The organism is Rhodococcus sp. A14, from assembly GCF_011603105.1.
Classification (GTDB): Bacteria; Actinomycetota; Actinomycetes; order Mycobacteriales; family Mycobacteriaceae; genus Rhodococcus_F; species Rhodococcus_F opacus.
In genome coordinates this window covers 213,657-231,544 of sequence record NZ_JAAOQS010000003.1, presented here as the reverse complement: position 1 = coordinate 231,544, position 17,888 = coordinate 213,657, and the positions used below count along the sequence as shown (strand labels likewise).

18 protein-coding genes and 1 pseudogene are annotated in these 17,888 nt (G+C 63.4%); 9 read left to right on the top strand and 10 right to left on the bottom strand.

The genetic code is table 11. The features are described 5' to 3' along the window. Positions 1-111 precede the first annotated feature (111 nt). The 4 genes from G9373_RS03395 (at position 112) to G9373_RS03380 (ending at position 3,396) form a co-directional block, all read left to right on the top strand. Positions 112-363: a hypothetical protein gene (locus tag G9373_RS03395; protein WP_206031523.1), complete on the top strand. Its 252-nt coding sequence runs from the start codon at positions 112-114 to the stop codon at positions 361-363. Positions 364-410: 47 nt separating this feature from the next. After that, positions 411-890 carry a hypothetical protein gene (locus tag G9373_RS03390; RefSeq protein ID WP_133984349.1) on the top strand — a complete coding sequence of 160 codons (480 nt, stop codon included), beginning with the start codon at positions 411-413 and terminating at the stop codon, positions 888-890. A gap of 114 nt (positions 891-1,004) precedes the next feature. Further along, positions 1,005-2,087, top strand: a complete 1,083-nt coding sequence (locus G9373_RS03385; RefSeq protein WP_133984347.1) for an IS630 family transposase — start codon at positions 1,005-1,007, stop codon at positions 2,085-2,087. Between the two features lie 961 nt (positions 2,088-3,048). Then, positions 3,049-3,396, top strand: coding sequence for an Lsr2 family protein (locus G9373_RS03380; protein ID WP_133984345.1), 348 nt, complete (start codon positions 3,049-3,051; stop codon positions 3,394-3,396). Positions 3,397-3,848: 452 nt separating this feature from the next. On the opposite strand, the gene G9373_RS03375 is transcribed toward G9373_RS03380, so the two are convergent. Continuing rightward, entirely contained in the window at positions 3,849-4,427 is a 579-nt protein-coding gene (locus G9373_RS03375) for a TetR/AcrR family transcriptional regulator (protein WP_005264890.1), read from the bottom strand. Between the two features lie 177 nt (positions 4,428-4,604). On the opposite strand from G9373_RS03375, the gene G9373_RS03370 reads away from it, so the two are divergent. Beyond that, entirely contained in the window at positions 4,605-5,417 is an 813-nt protein-coding gene (locus tag G9373_RS03370; protein ID WP_133984343.1) for an oxidoreductase, read from the top strand. Between the two features lie 402 nt (positions 5,418-5,819). On the opposite strand, the gene G9373_RS46195 is transcribed toward G9373_RS03370, so the two are convergent. The 4 genes from G9373_RS46195 to G9373_RS03355 form a co-directional block, all read right to left on the bottom strand. Then, on the bottom strand, positions 5,820-5,912 hold the full coding sequence (locus G9373_RS46195) for an Rv1535 domain-containing protein (RefSeq protein WP_265146145.1): 93 nt from the start codon (positions 5,910-5,912) through the stop codon (positions 5,820-5,822). 868 nt (positions 5,913-6,780) lie between these two features. Beyond that, on the bottom strand, positions 6,781-7,254 hold the full coding sequence (locus G9373_RS03365; protein WP_133984341.1) for a helix-turn-helix domain-containing protein: 474 nt from the start codon (positions 7,252-7,254) through the stop codon (positions 6,781-6,783). A gap of 9 nt (positions 7,255-7,263) precedes the next feature. After that, positions 7,264-8,043, bottom strand: a complete 780-nt coding sequence (locus G9373_RS03360) for an alpha/beta hydrolase (protein ID WP_005264906.1) — start codon at positions 8,041-8,043, stop codon at positions 7,264-7,266. Positions 8,044-8,301: 258 nt separating this feature from the next. Continuing rightward, positions 8,302-8,601: a hypothetical protein gene (locus G9373_RS03355; protein WP_005264907.1), complete on the bottom strand. Its 300-nt coding sequence runs from the start codon at positions 8,599-8,601 to the stop codon at positions 8,302-8,304. A 228-nt stretch (positions 8,602-8,829) separates the two neighbouring features. On the opposite strand from G9373_RS03355, the gene G9373_RS03350 reads away from it, so the two are divergent. Further along, entirely contained in the window at positions 8,830-9,804 is a 975-nt protein-coding gene (locus G9373_RS03350) for an NAD(P)H-binding protein (protein ID WP_005264908.1), read from the top strand. A gap of 672 nt (positions 9,805-10,476) precedes the next feature. Further along, a complete protein-coding gene (gene lipB / locus G9373_RS03345) occupies positions 10,477-10,944 on the top strand; it encodes a lipoyl(octanoyl) transferase LipB (protein ID WP_206031522.1) in 468 nt (155 codons plus the stop codon). 123 nt (positions 10,945-11,067) lie between these two features. On the opposite strand, the pseudogene G9373_RS03340 reads toward lipB, so the two are convergent. The 5 genes and pseudogenes from G9373_RS03340 to G9373_RS03320 form a co-directional block, all read right to left on the bottom strand. Beyond that, positions 11,068-11,321: pseudogene (locus tag G9373_RS03340) on the bottom strand (chorismate-binding protein); the annotation flags it as partial. A 514-nt stretch (positions 11,322-11,835) separates the two neighbouring features. After that, on the bottom strand, positions 11,836-12,471 hold the full coding sequence (locus G9373_RS03335) for a TetR/AcrR family transcriptional regulator (protein ID WP_133984339.1): 636 nt from the start codon (positions 12,469-12,471) through the stop codon (positions 11,836-11,838). Positions 12,472-12,688: 217 nt separating this feature from the next. Continuing rightward, on the bottom strand, positions 12,689-13,873 hold the full coding sequence (locus G9373_RS03330; RefSeq protein ID WP_120660772.1) for an acetyl-CoA C-acyltransferase: 1,185 nt from the start codon (positions 13,871-13,873) through the stop codon (positions 12,689-12,691). 48 nt (positions 13,874-13,921) lie between these two features. After that, positions 13,922-14,731 (bottom strand): crotonase/enoyl-CoA hydratase family protein, encoded by an 810-nt coding sequence (locus G9373_RS03325; RefSeq protein WP_005264912.1) that lies wholly within the window; start codon positions 14,729-14,731, stop codon positions 13,922-13,924. 211 nt (positions 14,732-14,942) lie between these two features. Further along, positions 14,943-15,668: an enoyl-CoA hydratase-related protein gene (locus tag G9373_RS03320; protein ID WP_120660773.1), complete on the bottom strand. Its 726-nt coding sequence runs from the start codon at positions 15,666-15,668 to the stop codon at positions 14,943-14,945. Between the two features lie 319 nt (positions 15,669-15,987). On the opposite strand from G9373_RS03320, the gene G9373_RS03315 reads away from it, so the two are divergent. Then, positions 15,988-16,584 (top strand): CGNR zinc finger domain-containing protein, encoded by a 597-nt coding sequence (locus G9373_RS03315; RefSeq protein ID WP_120660774.1) that lies wholly within the window; start codon positions 15,988-15,990, stop codon positions 16,582-16,584. 98 nt (positions 16,585-16,682) lie between these two features. Next, positions 16,683-17,846: an NADH:flavin oxidoreductase gene (locus G9373_RS03310; RefSeq protein WP_167113866.1), complete on the top strand. Its 1,164-nt coding sequence runs from the start codon at positions 16,683-16,685 to the stop codon at positions 17,844-17,846. Positions 17,847-17,888 lie beyond the last annotated feature (42 nt).

Below are 17,888 nucleotides of genomic sequence, written 5' to 3'. Positions count from 1 at the left end.
GTCGAGGGGGGACTGGGGGGTGTGACGGCCACGGCGCACTGTGTGTGGGCCCCCAACACGCCGCGAGTTGTGCCATGCTGGAGCAGCGGAGAGTCGACGTCGGGGGACAACATGACTGGTTATACATTGGTGCGATCCACAAGCAGGCGCGGCTGGACGGTGCGGTGCGATCTGTGCGAGCACACCTTCGCCGCTGCCGTCGCCGGCCGGCCCGAGGCGGTGGCGTTTGCCGAGACGAATGGGTGGATCGTCGGCGAGCGCACGTGGTGCCCGATGTGCGCGGCGGCCCACACCTCCCGGCGCAGCCTGAATCGCCGATCCACAGCCGTGACCCGGGACTGCGGGGCGGTTGCCGGGCTGTGAGGATGGACTCGAACATTTTCGTCTTGCGTTGAAGGGAACAGGGTCTGATGGGGGAGCTGGCCGCGGCGAGCAAGGTACACGTGATGGTGTCGTACTGGTGGAGCCGCGGGGACAGCCTCGCCAACCACCAGCTCGGCCAGATACTCAGCCGCGCAGCAGGTGTGGGTGAGGTTGATCTCACCGATTCGCAGTCGCTCGACCGTGCGTTGCGGATCGCGGTCACCGATCCCGCGGTGCTGGGCGAGCTGGAAGCATGGTGGCAGATGGTCGAAACCCGCAGGGCCGGCAACGGAACCCGCAACCCGGGTCTGGGTCTGGATCAGTCGATTCGGTACCTGACCGACCGGCTCGACGCCGCCGCCATCACACCGGAGGTGCTCGGCGAGTGCCGTCGGCAGGTCGCCGCGGTCGACCTGACGATCATGAGCGCGAAGAACCTTCCCGAACTCGCGCACCCAGACGCCGAGATGCTCGACCTCCTCGGCCGCTACCTGGAGGCACGCTCCCGAGTTCTGGCCCTGGCGTGACCCCACCCGCGGGAGCCGGTGCCAGACGCGAGCCACAGGGTTGGACGGCGAACCGCCACAACTAGTATGGTGTGTCTCGCAAATGAATGCCCTTTTGTTGGGTAGGATTTCCGCATGAGAGAGCCGGTTCCTGCCTTGGAGATGTCCGTGGGCCAGCGTGAGGTGCTCGAGTTGTTGGCTCGGTCGCAGTCGGGTGCTCATCGTGAGGTGGTTCGCGCCAAGGCGTTATTGATGGCAGCCGACGGTCAGGCCGATGCCGCGATCGGACGGGCGTTGTCCGTGTCGCCTGGGTCGGTGTCGAACTGGCGGGCACGGTTCGCAGAGGACGGGGTTGCCCGGTTGGGTGAAGTCCGTAAGGGCCGTGGCCGCAAAGCGTCGATTCCGCAGGAGACGATCGAGAAGATTCTCGATCTGACGCAGAATTATCGCCCCGAGGGCGAAACTCATTGGAGTTGCAGGACAATGGCCGACGCAGTCGGAGTCTCGAAAGACACCGTGCAGCGCGTGTGGTCGGCCCGGGGCCTCAAGCCGCATAGGGTCGACACCTTCAAGTTGTCGAACGACCCTCGGTTCGAGGAGAAGCTCGTCGACGTCGTCGGGCTCTACCTGAATCCGCCGGAGAAGGCGATCGTGTTGTGCGCGGATGAGAAGTCGTCGGTGCAAGCCCTCGACCGCACGCAGGCGTCGCTGCCCATGGTCAGGGGCCGCGGCGAGACGATGACCCACGACTACAAGCGTCACGGAACCACGACCTTGTTCGCGGCACTCGACGTACTCACCGGCATGGTGATCGGCCAATGCCTGCCCCGGCACCGTCATCAGGAGTTCTTGAAGTTCTTGCGCACCATCGACCGTGAAGTGCCCAACGAGCTGACCATCCATCTGATCCTCGACAACTACGCCACGCACAAGCACCCGAACGCCCAAGCCTGGCTCGCCAAACATCCGCGTTTCCACTTGCATTTCACACCTACCTCCTCGTCCTGGCTCAATCTCGTCGAGCGCTGGTTCCGCGAGTTGACGGACAAAGCGCTGCGGCGCGGGGTGTTTCACTCGGTACCCGATCTGATCGATTCGATCCAGGAATATCTCGACGCGCACAATGACGATCCACGTCCGTACGTCTGGACCGCGACCGCCGAGTCCATCCTCGCGAAAGTCGCCCGTGGACGAATTGCTCTCGAAAAGATCAGCTAATTCAGAGACGCACCACTAGGGAGCGACCTGCCAGCATTGCCATTAATGCTTGCATTTCAGCGGAGAGTCGATTTGCTGATCAGTGGGGACGTGTCGTTCCCGCTGCTAGACGCAGGTATTGGTTGCGTTGCAGGCCAATGAACTGCACCGACGACACGTCCCCTTTTCCCAGGGACCGACCCGCGTCGCCAGTATCGGTATGAGGCGGCCGCGTCACCGGTGTTTGGCGGTGCACCGAGTCTCGGTGGGTAGACGGACTGGCAAGGGCAAATTTCATCACGGTGACGTAAATGCCGAGACGGGGTGGTGGCGGCCGGCAGGGTGCGCACCGTCGTGTAGTGCGCTGGCATGGCGCCCGCCCGTCCGAGTGGACTGCTAGCGAAGCTGTGATAGCTAGAGTAGCTAGCAGGTAACGTCGACTGAGGTGGCAGCGCCTGCGATGGTGCGTCGTCCGGCACGGACCACCCCAAAAGGTGAGTGTGGTGGCGCCGACTCGAGGCCTTGGTGCCGGCCAATGCTGGGTGTCACGAATCTGTCGGGTTCGGACTCCGGGGCTCTGCTTCGTCGGTTGGCTGTGCGATTCGTGTTGCCACGATTCGGATTCGGTGTTCGTCGCGAGGGTGACATGACTGTGCAGGTAATCCAATCCAGTGGACACAATGGGTGGGTCGTCGGCGAGACCACCCGGTGCCCGATGTGCGTGACTGCCCGCACCGGCTGAGGGTCAGACACCCTGTGCGGTTCGGCACCGGTAGGTTCCGGAAACTAGGAATCATCCACAGCCGCTGAATATTCGGCTGGTCGAGCGTGGTCGGACACCGTCACCGAGGGGCCTCGGACCCGAAGGTGGCGGGGCAGGGCGGCGAATCGCGGTCCGTTCCCGCCCTGCCGAGCTCGTCGGGGCTACCTGGTTCTTCCAGTACTGTCATCTGGTCGTACCGAAGAACCGAGGAGTGGATCTGTGGCGCGCAAGGTCGTGGTGGAGCTGGTCGACGACATCGAGGGCACCGTGTTCGGTGAGGACGGCGAAAGCATCAGCTACACCGTCGACGGCGTCGAGTACGTCATCGCTCTGAAGGACGAGCACGCGAAAGAGCTTCGCGAGACGTTCGAGTACTACATCGCCTACTCCACCCGAGTGGGTGGCCGCAAGCACCGCTCGGATCGGTCGGCCACCCCGGTCGCCGCGCGGCGCTCGTCAGGCGAGACGAAGAAGATCCGGGCCTGGGCGCTCGAGCAGGGGCACAAGCTGTCCTCCCGCGGCCGCATCCCGGCAGTGATCGAGCAAGCCTTCTACGACGCCCACTGACCTGTGACCGTGCAGGCACATCGCTCCCTGAGTGGACACGCGCAGTCGGATCCGCCGTCGAAGTGCGGTCTTGGTGACGACGGCGCTGTCTCCATTCGCCCACCGGCGTTGGAGCCGATGCTGTAGTCGCTGGAGCCCACGCCCACGCCCGGCGAGGATACGCACTCGGGCTTCGACTTGGGTGCGGCCACGGTGCAACTCGTCCACCACGACCGCTGCCGATTGTGGGTTGCCCCGCCTGCGACCCGCCTGCGGCGGTTGTGGCGGCATGCCACTGTTGTTAGCCGCGCCGAGCTCGCCGGCTCATCATCGTCGTGTCCGTGAGGCAATTCAGCATCTCAATCGCACAGCCTTCCGGTCAGCGGTAAGCCTGCAGTACTGGTTCGACAAAGATTCGATGAAGATCGCGCACCGAGTCCTCCCCGTGGGATAGCGCCAGTACGAGGGCCCACTCAGTGGTGTGGTCCGCCACCATGCAGCAGTGTGTCGATCACAAGTGTGGCCAAGGCGTCGGGATCCTGCGCCGAGGAATCCTGGTCTGTACCTCGTCTATTGAGGGCTTCACTGAGCAGGGCGTAGTACACCTGACGCGTCCACTCCAGATCCGTTGCGGGAGCGAGGAGTCCTTCACGCTGCGCCCGGGCCAGAAGGTCGACGGTGTGGGCTTCGATGTCGGCCCAGAGCGCTGCGGCCACTTCGCTGTGGGACGTGTTTTGGCTGAGAGTGAACCGCCACGCGCTCTTGACCTGCAGGACGTTAGCGGTCACCCGGTACAGCGCGACGAGCGCAGGTGCGGAGTTCGGTCGGGCTTCGTCGATGGCCTCGAGCAGCTGCTGCATGGCGGAGATGGACAGCGCCTCAAGCAGCGCTTGCCGGTTCGCGAACCGGCGATGCACCGTGATCCTGGTCAGCCCCGCCGCCTCGGCGATCTGCTCCATCGACGCGCCAGCGTCCTCGGCGAGCACCTGCTCGGCCGCCTCCAGGATCGCGCGGACACTGCGCTCGGCATCCGCACGCAGCGCTCGAGCCATGCCTGCCTCCTGATTCTGTGGGTCATATCTTCCAGATGCGATAGACGATACGCCATCGCTATGGATATGCAGGAAATAGATCCTGCATGGTTGCGGTTACATGCCTAAGTGATACGTTAATGTATCACTGGTCGTTCCGGAGTGGGACGATGCAATCCACTGAGTGAGGAGTTCATGATGACGACAAATCGGCCGGTAGCACTCGTGACGGGCGGCGCAACAGGCATCGGCAAAACGGCTGCGGCCGCCCTTGTCCAAGCAGGGTTCGAGGTGATCGGAACCAGCCGCACCACCACTCAACTCGCCCCGGTGAAAGGTGTGACCTTCCTGGACCTCGACGTGACCAGTGACGACTCGGTCACCGCGGCGGTCGGTCAGGTAATCCAGCGGTTCGGGCGAATCGACGTGCTGGTCAACAACGCCGGTATCGGTTCGGCGGGCGCCGCCGAGGAGAATTCGATAACCGCGGCCCAAACTGTCTTCGATATCAACGTCTTCGGCGTCATCCGCATGACGAACGCCGTGTTACCGCATATGCGCGCCCAGGGCAGCGGACGCATCATCAACATCTCGTCGCTCCTCGGGTTGATACCTCAGCCCTACATGGCGATCTACGTCGCCTCCAAGCACGCCGTCGAGGGCTACTCAGAATCCGTCGACCACGAGGTCCGCGAGTACGACGTGCGAGCCCTGCTCGTCGAACCCGCTTACACAAACACGGCTTTCGAAGCGAACAGCGTGCGAGCCGACATGCCCCTGCAGGTCTACGCCAAGCAGCGTGAGGTCTTCGAGCAGTACATGGTGGATCAGATCAAGGGCGGCGACGACCCAGCCCTCGTGGCCAAGGCGATCGTCGCCGCGTCGACCGATTCCAAGCCGAAAATGCGCTACCCCGTAGGCATGGCCGGGCGCGTCAGCATCATGCGCCGCTTGGTTCCGTCGCGCATTTTCGACCGCCAGGTGCGTAAGCTCAACCGGCTGCCCGTGTGATGCGCGGCTAACTGGCGGTTGCGGCCGAGGATCTCACCGTCGACGGCCCCTCCGCGACGTTCACCTACCGGTGGCATCGGCCACCGGGGCGGTATCCCACCGGTCCTCGTCGCTCCCGAGCGCAGCTGCTGCGAGACGCCGGTTTCCCAAAGTTCTTGGCACGTTGCTATTCCCGTGCGGGGGGGGGACTGTTTCATGAGCTTCAGACAGATGCCCCGACCCGACCTGGACAAGCACCGCGAGGGCCTGCAATATCCGCGCACGGGAGGTGGCGACTACCAGGCCTTCTGAGAGCAAGTGAGACCGATGACCGCAGTTGATGAACTACTCCGCACCGGCGGAACCAACGACCGCACACTGTCGTCCCCTCGACGTCGTCGGGAGGCGAAAAGGATTGAAGGTTCAGTCGATGATCTCGACCACACCCGCCCGCACCAGCACCGCGTACAGCTCCCGCAACGGCGGCGTGAACATCCGCGCCACCAAGGAAGCCACCGGATCCGTCCCCGAATCAACCACAGGATTCGCCACACGGCCACCCTGTGGACCCGAAACCGACCCGAGGTGAATCGCAGACTATCCCGAGGCAGGCAATGGCAGACGAATCGCCTTTCCCGCCCCCGATACTAGCCCGGCCGAACTCGCCAGCGCCCCACCAAGCAGCAACGGACCGCGCACCAGCGCGCTCACCGACCCGCCCCCGGTCGGTCGACAATCACATCTCGCACCTCGATGAGCCTCATCACCTGCCGAAGTTCGGCTTGCCAAATTATATACGTCAATGTCCGGAACATGAATGGCCGACGGGGCCCACGGACAACGCTCCACCCCGGACCCGGTGACGAACACCGCCAAACTCGTCATCGGCACGGCTCAACTGGCGCAACCTCTCCTCCAGGACCGAGGCATCATGCGCCACGCCAGGCGAGAAACTGCGCCAACGCCGCGCCGCCTATGTGAGAAACGCGCCAGATCGGGCCCCCCGAGAACCGACACGACGACAGTAGGCCCCGGGAGTACGCGTCGGACGCTGACAGGGTCCGGGCCTGGCGGGCACGGCAGAAGCAGGAGACCGCCTCGGCCGCGGCGGAGGCTGAACTGTCCACCGACCCCTCGGAGGCCGCCGGCCGCGTTGGCGCAGGTCCTGCCGTTGTTACGGCAGGAAGTCGGCGGCGCGTTGGAAAGGCTGTCTGCGGTCGCCGACCGGTGCGGTCGACCTGCTCGGGGATCCGGCAGCGATCGACGCCCATCTACGCCGCGAGCAGGTCGCGGGCCCTTGCGACGACCTTCTTCCGATGTCAACGTGCACTCGAAGTTTTGGTTTGGCGATTGGCTGGGATGCCCTGCCACGCTTACCTGCGAGCTAGCGGGCAGCGATGGGATCTGCTCGTAGTCCGGGTCCCGGCGGCAGTTCCAGGTCGGTGTCGGCAACAGTTGCGCCGCACTGCTCGCAGACCAGCTCGGCGTGCAGCTGACCGCCGCACGCACGGTGCCGGGTGAGCCGTGGTAAGCCGTCCGGTCCCGCCAGGTGCCGGTCGCCCCAATGCATGAGCCCGACCACCGGCGTGCAGAGTTCGAGGCCGACCGCGGTGAGCCGGTACTCGAAGCGAGGCGGCCGCTGCTGATACTCGCTGCGTTCGAGGACGCCCGCCTCGACCAACAGCTTGAGCCGGTTGGTGAGCACGTTGCGGGCGATGCCCAGGCTGTGCTGGAACTCGTCGAAGCGGCGCAGGCCGAGCATCGCGTCGCGGACTATGAGCAGTGTCCATCGCTCGCCGAGCACTTCGAGCGTGCGTGCGATCGAGCACACCTGGCCGTCGTACGTGCGGTTGAGCATCCGCTGATTCTACGCCGGTAGGGTTGCGTGACGAAACTCGGCAGTCATGAGGTTGGCGACCAGTTCGGGCTCGTCGACCTGGACGTAGTGCCCGGAGTTCTCGATCAGATGCAGGTTGTTGTTGGGGAACTGTCCGGCGAACCGCTTCGCCAACCGCGGATTGAGGAAGGGGTCGCTGACGCCGAAGATGATCCGTACGGGTCGGTGGAAGTGCTGCAGTTGGCGGGCTTTGAGCCGCCGGGAAGCGACCTGGCCGAGCATGCCGGAGGTGTGCCGCCAGAACGCCGGCCGTGAGGCGTGAAACTGCTCGAAGAGCCGCGGGACGAGTTCGGCGCGGGCGTCGCCGTCGCGGATGAATGAGCCCACCTGGTAGTGGAAGAGCCGCCGCTCGAGGTCCGGACGCATCGTCGACAGTTTACGGGCGATCACGTTGAGCCCCGGGGTCGAGTACAGCACGATGGCATGTGGCCGTCGAAGCCCGATCGTCCATTCGTAGTAGGTGTTGAGCAGCACGAGCTCCTCGACCCGGTCGGGATTCCGTAGTGCCCAGTCGATGGCCGGCGGACCGGATGCGTCGTGTGCGACCAGGACCACTCGCTCGTCCGGCAAGTTTTTCACCACCGCGTCGATGTCGCCCACCTGGTTGGTCGCGGTGTACGGGTAACCGGCCGGTTTGTCCGACTCGCCCCACCCGAGGAAGTCGAACCGCACCACGCGCCGGCGACCGACAAGGTGCGGCATGAGGCGGTCGTAGAGATGCATGCTGTCGGGAAAGCCGTGCATGAGCACCAGTGGTGCTCCTGGCCCGTCCGTAACCTCGGCGTGTATCCGGTGCTGTCCTCGCCGGACTGACAGCGGTACTGAGGGTGGTTTGGTCTTGGTATCCATCGGGGTCTGCTCCACATCGAGGTGAGTTGTTTCACGCAACGCGGTGACAGTAACATGAGTCTCATGAAGAAACTAACCCTTGTAATTTCGCCGAGAGAAGTGGATGATGCGCTACCTGGTAGACCCGTCCGGTTGGTTTGACGGGTAACGGCGGCCGGGTCATCGAGCGCCTTCGCGATAGCGGTCCACGGCGCGGATGTGCGAAGGACGCACTCCTGCCCCTGATTCTGGGTGCATCGTGGTCGCGGTGTCGACGCGGGATGCCGAGTCGCTGCGTTCTATCTGCGCGACAACTCCGATGGTCATCACGTGATCGCCGGTTTCGATGCGGCGTGCGGGTTCCACCGGACCCCTCGTCGAGACGAACTCCTCCTGCGGAGCGACGGGTGTGATGTCGGTGAGGTCGAGGGTTTCGGACGACGAGTTTTCGAGGTTTCGCCAGATTCCGTGGCGTCCCACACGGTCGCGAGTTCTTCTGAGCTGCAATCAAATGCGGACTGAAGGTTGCGGAGCAGGTGGCATCCGGCCGTCATCGCGCTGGCCCAGAGCGGGGCTGGTTGCCTCATGCCGCCAGTGGTAGGTTGCATCAAAAAACCGATCGGTTTACGGTGGGTCGAAACCGATCGGTTTTCAGTGAGAGTCAGGGACTCTACGCGGCACCGCAGACCAGTCAGAGGAGACATATCAATGTCAGAGCGCAATCCCATCCTGATCACCGGAGCCGCCGGCGAAGTCGGTGGCGTGAGCAGAACGATGGTCGAGATGATGCTCGAGCAGGGGTACCCGGTGCGCGCGTTCGTGCGACGGGACGACGAACGCGCGCACTCGCTGCGCCAGGCCGGGGCTGACATCTTCGTCGGCGACCTACTCAACGTCGCCGACGTGACAGCTGCCCTGAAGGGCTGCCGGCGAATCTATTTCAGCATGAGCCTGTCGCCGTACTACACCGATGCCGTCACACTGATGGCTGCGGCGGCGCGGGCCCAGGGCGACATCGAGGTCTTCGTCAACATCTCCGAGTTCGAGCAGGGTTTCATGACGTTCGAGAAGATGACCGTACCGAGCGAGGAACGGCGTTCGTGGCTCGGTGGACTTGTGACGGACTGGTCACCGCAGCATCGGGCCCACTGGATCGCCGAGCAGGTGCTGGACTGGTCCGGTGTCCCGACCGTCAACGTGCGGGCGACCATCTTCGTCGAGAATCCGATCCTGACCTGGTTGACACTGGGTCCGCTGAGCAACGGTGAACTGCGGCTCCCCTTCGGTCTTCAGCGGATCGCGCCCGTCGCCGGGTATGACGTGGCGGAGGTGTGCGTGCGAATCCTCGTCGACCCTGCGGCGCATGTCTCGAAGTCCTATGAACTCACCGGACCGGAGCTGAAGGACATGCACGGTTTTGCGGAGGACTACGCAGCTGTGCTGAGACGCCAGATCTCCTATATCCCTGAGGAAGTGGACGCCTGGAACGAAACCTTCGTCGCCAGTGCCTTGACCGAATATCCGCATGTTGCCGAGCACCTGAAGACCCTGACCAAGCTGATAGCCGGTGGACGTTACGACGTCGTCACCGATCAGCTGGAAACCCTGCTCGGGCGTCGGCCGAAGACCGTGCGGTGGGCGCTGGAGAACAATCCTCGCCTGCAGAAAGTGGCGGCTGACTGAGCTCGTTGTAGCGACCGCCAGCACACTTCTCGATGCCGCTGGTGTCGAATCATTCCTCACGGGACGAGCAGATTGCCCAACGCGTGATCGCCGCGGCCGGCGGTCTCCCACGACAAGCGTCTGCGCGGAGTCCGACCTCCGACGGCTCGGTGGTGGCCGGACCGCATGCCGTAATTGGGTCGACCCGCATGACGGATGGATGCAGAGCCTTACCAGGCCACCGTCCCAGGTGTCATGGGTGGATCACACGACTCCTGCATCGGATTGAACAAGTTGCGGAGCAGACGGGTTCTTGTCGTCGTCGGATGTTGGTGGTGCTCCGGTCCTCCACGCGGAAGACCCATCCGCTTCGCTGTGCCCCTCGTGCGGCGCCTGTAACGTTGTGACCCGCAGTGCCTTGACGGCACACCCCTCCCCGCACCACCCACTGCAACTATGGACGGCCCGTCGGCCTCAATTTCGCGAGAGGATCAATCTACATGTCAGGCAGTAAGCAATCGGCGGCGCAGCATCCGCTGGAACGCATCGATCTGGGAGAGGTGCCCTACATCGAGGCCGTCGGGGCGATGCGGGAATGGGTGCAGGACCGTCGTGCGGGCAAGATCTGTGACCGACTTGTATTTTTGAACGCCCAAGCAGGAGTTGCCACGAGCCGACTCTCCAATCCCGCTGGTGGAAGTCGACCGCGGCGGACAGGCGACGTACCACGGTCCCGGTCAGCTGATGGGTTATCTGGTGATGAGGCTGAAGAAGAACGGTGGTCCGGGTGATATTGTGCGCTGGACGGAGCAGGGGCTTATTCGCGCCCTGGATTCACTCGGGTTCGAATCCGTGCGGCACGACACTCCGGCAGGGGCTCAGAGCCTGGTCGGGGTGTGGACGCCGCGGCACGAAAAGCTCGCATCGATCGGAATGCGAATCCGTGACCGTGTAACAAGTCACGGATTCGCGCTCAACATCTCCCCGGATCTTGACGAATTCACCAAGTTCACTGCATGCGGGCTGCCCGGGGTGACCATGACCTCACTCGCCGAGATCGCTGCAGAACAGGGCAGATCGGCGCCGCGGGAACACATCGTGCGAGATGCCACTGCAACGGCGTTCGGGGCCACGTCGCATTCCGAGGTCGCCAACGGCTAATATGTTGTGGTAGAGGCGATTCGTCGAAGGCGTCAATGCCTCCAGCACCGGCAGCGACTCGGTCGCCAGCATTGATGCGACGCCCCGCTACCCGACATTCGACTCGGGCTGTTCAGCCGACGGTCACGATGTGCGCGAAGGTGCAGTGGCCGTTCGGTCACATTGGGTGCGAGTGTACGGGTCAGATTGTTGGCGAGGGTGATGGACTGGGCTTTTGTCGAGGCATTCCTGCCATTCGGCCGCGGGCTCGGAGACGATGGTGATGCCGTCACCGACGCCAAGGACGACGGCGCCGGTAGGAGTGAATTCGTCGGTGCGAATGGCAACGTTGAGTCCGAGCCCGGCGAGGGGCTGACCATACCGACGGTGCCGCAGTAAGGCACTGTCGCGCTGACTGAAAGTGTAGCGGCGCAGCTAGTTTTGGAACTGCCGCTATGGAACGCTGTCGGATGTATTTCTTTCAGGCGGCAACGTCGGCATGAGCACAGCCTCGATGATCCGGCGTCTTCGATCTCCACGCGGCGGCCGATGCGGCGCAGCAGCGGTGCGATAAGCACCGCGGAGATCAAAGCGAGATCGAGGCCATGTTCGCCGACGCCCGTCGCCTGGTCGGCCAGACAGGTCCGTGCTGACAAGATAAGGGGGACAGGAGGAATGTGCTGCTTCTGCTGGGTTTGCTGACCACCGCATGTGCTGGCTGGTACCGAAGGTGGTAGGCCGACCGGTGAGGATATCGCCCATGCCCGCTCCGGGCGTGGCGCGGGTGACGGCATCGGGCTCGCAGGGGCGGCTTCCGGCAGAGGTGACCTACCCCGCCGTCGACCGGTACGACGATCCGGTGCACGATTCGCGTGAGAGTAGTGGACGCCAGCTGCAACGAACGATCTGCACTCAGGTGATGATTACTGGGATGGTCGCGCAGACTGACCGTAGTGACGCGGCATTGCGCGTCGACAACGCGACCACGAATGCGCCCTGAATCAGGGCGAGGAGTGCGTCGGCCAGTTCGTTGGGAGACCGGTCGACGCGAACGTCTCCTTCGGCTTGGCCTGTGGTGAGGATGTCGGACAATGCGGAGTGCCAGTTTCGAAGGTCCTCGTCGAGGTGGTGCCGAAAGGTTTCGGAGGTGGCGGCTACTTCGGTGGAGAATTTTCCGACCAAGCATGCCCGTTGAAACCCGGAGGCGATGAAACCATCAGCCATTGCGTCGAAATAGCCGGTCAGTTTCTCCACCGTGCCGAGTCCGGGGCGAGCTGCCCAGGAGGCGAGCAAGTCCATCTGGAAGTGACAGTATCGCTCCAGCACAGCTCGGCCGAACGCCTCTTTGGACCCGAAATGGTGGTAGAACGATCCCTTCGGCACGCCAGTCGCGTGGAGTAGGGCATCGACAGTGGTGCCACTGAAACCACTGGCATAAAACTGGCTCGTCCCCTGTCGGAGCAGTCGTTCTTTGTGCGGGAGGTCTTTGCGGTTACGCCGCTCGCCTTCAGATTTCCCACTGTCGCGCTTTTTCGTCGACTCCCGCATAGTGGCACCCACCTGTCCTGATCGAAAACACCTAGACCATCCAGTCTAGACAAAGATGGTCAGGTCCCCGCGGACGGTGTGAAAATCACGTTCCCGACCTTCCCGTACTGCGGAGAGCGCGGGGCTTGGGTTCGCGGCTATCCGGCGGGTCGAGAGCCGGATCGCCGCGAGACTCAGTGCGGCCGGTCGGCCACGTCTTGGTCCGGCTACGTGCCGATTACAGGGCAACCTCGAACAGGCCGGCACCACCCAGGCCGGTCGCGGCGCACATCGTCACGACGACGTACTTCGCGCCGCGCCGCTTGCCCTCGATCAGGGCGTGTCCCGCCATGCGGGCTCCGCTCATGCCGTAGGGATGGCCGATCGAAATGGCGCCACCGTTCACGTTGAGAAGTTCGTCGGGGATGCCCAGCTTGTCACGGCAGTAGACCGCCTGAACCGCGAAGGCCTCGTTGAGCTCCCACAGACCGATATCGTTGACGCTCAGGCCGAACCGATCCAACAACGCCGGTACCGCGTATACCGGCGCGATGCCCATCTCGTCGGGTTCGACGCCGACACTGGTGTAGCCACGGAAGTATCCGAGCGGCTCGATACCTTCTTTCTCCGCGGTATCGCGATTCATCACGATAACCGCCGACGCACCATCGGAGAGCTGGCTGGCGTTACCCGCTGTGACACACCCATCGGCACGCATCACCGGCTTCAGGGCCTGCAGGCCCTCCAATGTGGTGCTGGGCCGGTTGCCTTCATCGTGTGCGAGGGTGACCGTAGTGAACGATTCCTCGCCAGTTTCCTTGTTGACGACTCGCTTGACCGATTCCATCGGAACGATTTCGTCGTCCAGCAGACCGGCGGCCTGAGCGGCGGCTGTACGTTGCTGGCTCTGGAACGAAAACTCGTCCTGAGACTCCCGGCTCACGCCGTAGCGATCGTAGACCACCTCGGCCGTTTCGATCATGTGCATGTAGTAGTCGGGCTTGTTCTGCCTGATCCACGGCTCTTCGATCATGAACTCGTAGCCCGGGACCTGAATCTGGCTGATCGATTCGACGCCACCGGCGGCGACTACATCGAGCCCCTCCTGGAGCACCCGGTAGGAACCCGCGACAATCGCTTCCAACCCCGACGTGCAGAACTTGCTGACGGTGATTGCCGGTGTAGTGACGGGGATTCCGGCGCGGATGGCGACCTGACGCGCGATATCACCGCTCTGCACTCCCGTCGTGAGGGCGGCTCCCATCACGACGTCCTGGACGCGAGAGGGCTCGAGTCCGGCCTTCTTCAGCGCGTGCTCGACGGCGTGCCCGCCCAACGTCGCACTATGAGTATTGTTGAACGCGCCGCGATACGCCTTTCCGATGGGTGTACGCGCCGTCGAGACGATTGCTGCTTCTCTCATGATTCTTCTGTCCTTAGATGTTGATGTTGTCGGCCGGTGCGTTCCGACTCAGTTGCCGGTGTAGACGCCGGCCCGGCGCTCCAGGAACGACGCGACGCCTTCGGCGGCATCGCTGCTTCCGACGACCTCGGACCGCAGCTGAGGAACTGCCTTGAGTGCGGCCGTAGTTCCCTCAGCGGCTGCAATGCGGGACACGGCCAGCGAGTGATGCACTCCCATTGGCGCCGCTGCTGCGATCTCATTGGCCAACCCGAGGGCGCGATCGAAGAGTTCGGCCGCCGGAACGACCTCTTGCACCAAGCCGATCCGGAACGCTTCGGTCGAATCCAAGTGATTGCCGGTGAGCAGGTACCGCTGCGCATTGGCATAGCCGACACGCTCGGCCCATCGCGCCGCCCCACCGCCGAACGCAAAGACACCGCGCAGAACCTCTGGCTGGCCGAACAGCGTGCCCTCGGCGGCGACGATGAACTCACCAGCGAGAGCGAGCTCGAGTCCACCCGCGAAGCACATGCCATGAACAGCGGAAATCAACGGCTTCGACAACCGAGAACCCTCCATTCCGAAGGGGTCGTACTCTCCTTCGTTGTAGACCAGCGCGCCGCTTTCGACGAGTTCCTTCAGCTGCGTCATATCCGCGCCGGCGCAGAAGACCCCGCCCTCGCCGTACAACACGGCACAGCGCAGATCGTCATCGCTGTCGTAACGCTTGTACGCGTCGGCCAGGGCCGAGAACATCTCTCCGGTCAACGCATTCTTCTTGTCGGGCCGATTCAGGCCGATCAACAGCACGTTTCCGCGTACCTCGGTGGTGACAGTGCTGGACTTCACGCCGGCTTCGATCGTCGATTCAGGCATTCTCTTCGCTCCTTCTGTTGGACTGAAATGCGGCCCACCCAGGGGCGAGCTGTTGTTGGCGGGACGAACGTCGCCGGTTCGGGTTTTCCGATATCGGCAACGCGGCTAACTGAAATAGAGATCGGCCATGACGCGGCCCGTCGGCTCTGCGCCGCCCGAGTGTTGGGCCGACAGGCCTTTGTTTATCGCCGCCGGGGGAGCCGGCCACGAATCAATTGAGGAAATGTGCAATTGCAGCCTTGGCTTCTGTTGAATGGCAACGTTTTCGGAAAAACTCTGCTTCCTCGTCGATTACCTGGAGGACCTCGAGTCGGTCGCGATGGAGAAGGCGTTTGGTGATCCGCACCGATTCGGTGGGCAGTTCTTGAAGAGAGGTTGCGGTCTCGAGGGCAGCAGCGAGTGCGGTCCCGTCGGCGACTGCGCGGTTGATGAGGCCGGCCTCTTCTGCCCGCTTCGAGGTGAATTTCTTCCCGAGCATCAGCAACTCGGTGGCCAGCTTGACACCGGCGATACGGGGCAACACAAGCGTTGTGGCGCCTTCAGGGGTCAGTCCTAGAGTGACAAACGGCAGCGAAAAGACGGTCGAATTGCCCGCGAAAGCTAAGTCGCAGTGCAGGAGCATGCTCGCCCCGATGCCGACCGCAAATCCCTCGACTGCCGCGACAATCGGTTTCTCTGTCGCGACCAACGTACGCAGAAGATCGAATGCGGCCATCGAATCGGGCTGATCCCGAAAATCGACAAGATCATTGCCGGCGGTGAAAACGCCACCACTACCCGTAATGACGATGACGCGTACTTCGTGGTCGCGGTCGGCCTCCACAATGCCCTCGGCCAGTGCAACATAGGTTTCGATGTCGAAGGCGTTGCGTTTGGCTGGTCTGTCGATTGTCAACAGGCGAATGCCGGGATAAACCGTATCGGTAATGAGGGACATCTTGTTCCTTCGAGGTTTGGTGCGCAAATATGGTGCGGCTGGCGGTGGACCTCCACATTTGCCGAAACTGCGGCCGCGCGGCCGATGGAGTGCACGGAGCCGGTGTCGATGTCCACGCGTTCGGCATTCGAAGTGCGCCGCCGCGCGGGGGACGGTGTACTGCAATCCCCGCCCGACCGAATGCACCCTAGACTAGGGCGTCTAGACCAGACCGTCAAGAGCGCAGGGCGAGAAAGCGTCGTTTCGATGGGGTATCGAACGAGTGGCCTAACCGATTACAGTCATGTCAATGGAACAAAAACCCGGAGAAGGCTCAGCCATGACGTGGTCTGCCTGCGCGCGGTACGAGATTGCGCCGGCGCCGGCCGGGTTGGCGCTGGTGCACGACTTCGTCAACACGATCTCGACCGGACGCCCGCGAGAAATCGACCTACTCGGCAGCCTTTCTGACGCGCAGGCCTGGCTCGATCGAGCGCTGGCGACCTGGGCGGCGCGATCAGGGCAGTCGGCTGCGCCGGTCCGTCTCGACGCCCATGACCTGGAGGAACTCGTCGGGCTGCGCTCCGAATTGCTGCGGCTACTCGAGCCGCGCGTTGGCGGCGGTGGCCACGACGCACCGGCAGTTCATGTCGCGGCGGCGGCCTTACGGCTCGATCGCGGTGGACACGCGGTTCTCGAGCCCCGCGGTCAAGGGTGGCGGTACTTCGCCGCTGTGGTCTTGCTCGAGGTCTTCCAGGCCCAACAGGCGGGCGCGTGGCGCCGACTCAAGGTCTGCCGAAATGCGCGCTGCGGGGCGGCTTTCTACGATTCCTCGCGCAATAACAGTGCGGTGTGGCATTCCGCCAAGCTGTGCGGAAACCCGGAAAACCTGCGTGCGCACAGGGCCCGTCAGCGGGCCCGAACCTCCGAATCGTAATGCGCCGAGACAGCGAGGGTGCATAGTCGCTCGTGAGGTGGGGCGATGAAATGGCGCCAAGGCGTGAAAGGATCAAAACTGATACGGTCATTTCTTGCATGCCTAGCCGGCATCTTCGGATTCTCAGGAGGAAAGACGTGACCACAACCCCAGGTGTCGTGCGGACAGCGCAGGTTCTCGGGCGCCCCTTCAGTGTTGGTGACCTGGTAGTACCCAACCGCATCGTCATGGCGCCGCTGACGCGGTACTTCTCGCCGGGCGGAGTCCCCGGCGATGACGTGGCCCAGTATTACGCGCGTCGCGCTGCCGCGGAGGTCGGCCTGATCATCACCGAGGGGACGTTGGTGCAGCACGCCTCATCAGGCACTAGCGAGCGGGTCCCACGCTTCTGGGGCGGCGAAGCCCTCGCCGGTTGGCGGAATGTGGTGTCGGCTGTGCATCAGGCCGGAGGAAGGATAATTCCCCAACTTTGGCACGTGGGCTCTACTCGCACCGAAGGGGCTGGCCCCATCAGTACGGCGCCGCCCGTGGGTCCTTCCGGTTTGGCCCTCGATGGTGTGCCCCACGGAATTGCACTCAGTGCCGCTGATATCGATGACGTCATCGGAAGCTTCGCCACCGCGGCTGCGGCCGCCCAGGACCTAGGATTCGACGGTCTGGAACTGCACGGTGCCCACGGCTACCTCGTTGACCAATTCCTTTGGGAACGGACCAATCGGCGTACCGATGCCTATGGCGGCGACCTCGCATCCAGGGTGCGGTTCGCCGCCGAGGTCGTCGAGGCCGTCCGGGCGGCAGTCACACCCGGTTTCCCTATTTTCTTCCGGCTGTCGCAGTGGAAGTCGGGACAGTTCGACGCGCGTATCGCCCATACTCCCACGGAACTGGAGGCAATCTTGGCGCCGCTGGCCGACGCCGGTGTCGATGTTTTCCACGCTTCTACTCGCCGGTACTGGCTTCCGGAGTTCGAAGGCAGCGACCTGAATCTCTCCGGCTGGGCCAAGAAGCTCACGGGTAAAGCATCAGTTACGGTCGGTTCCGTCGGTCTGGACAAGGAGTTCGCCGGGCCTGATGGCAGGCCAACGAAGTCTGCGGTCGCGGACATCGCTGAACTGCTCGACCGTGCTGAACGCGATGAATTCGACCTCGTTGCAGTCGGCCGCGCGCTGATCGCCGACCCCGAGTGGGCTCGCAAAGCGTTCGCGGGTCGCCTGAACGATGCCGATCCGTACGACGCTGCGCTCCTCGAGTCTCTCTACTGACTTCCGCGTGAAGGTGACTCTCGATCCACGCCTGCACCGCAA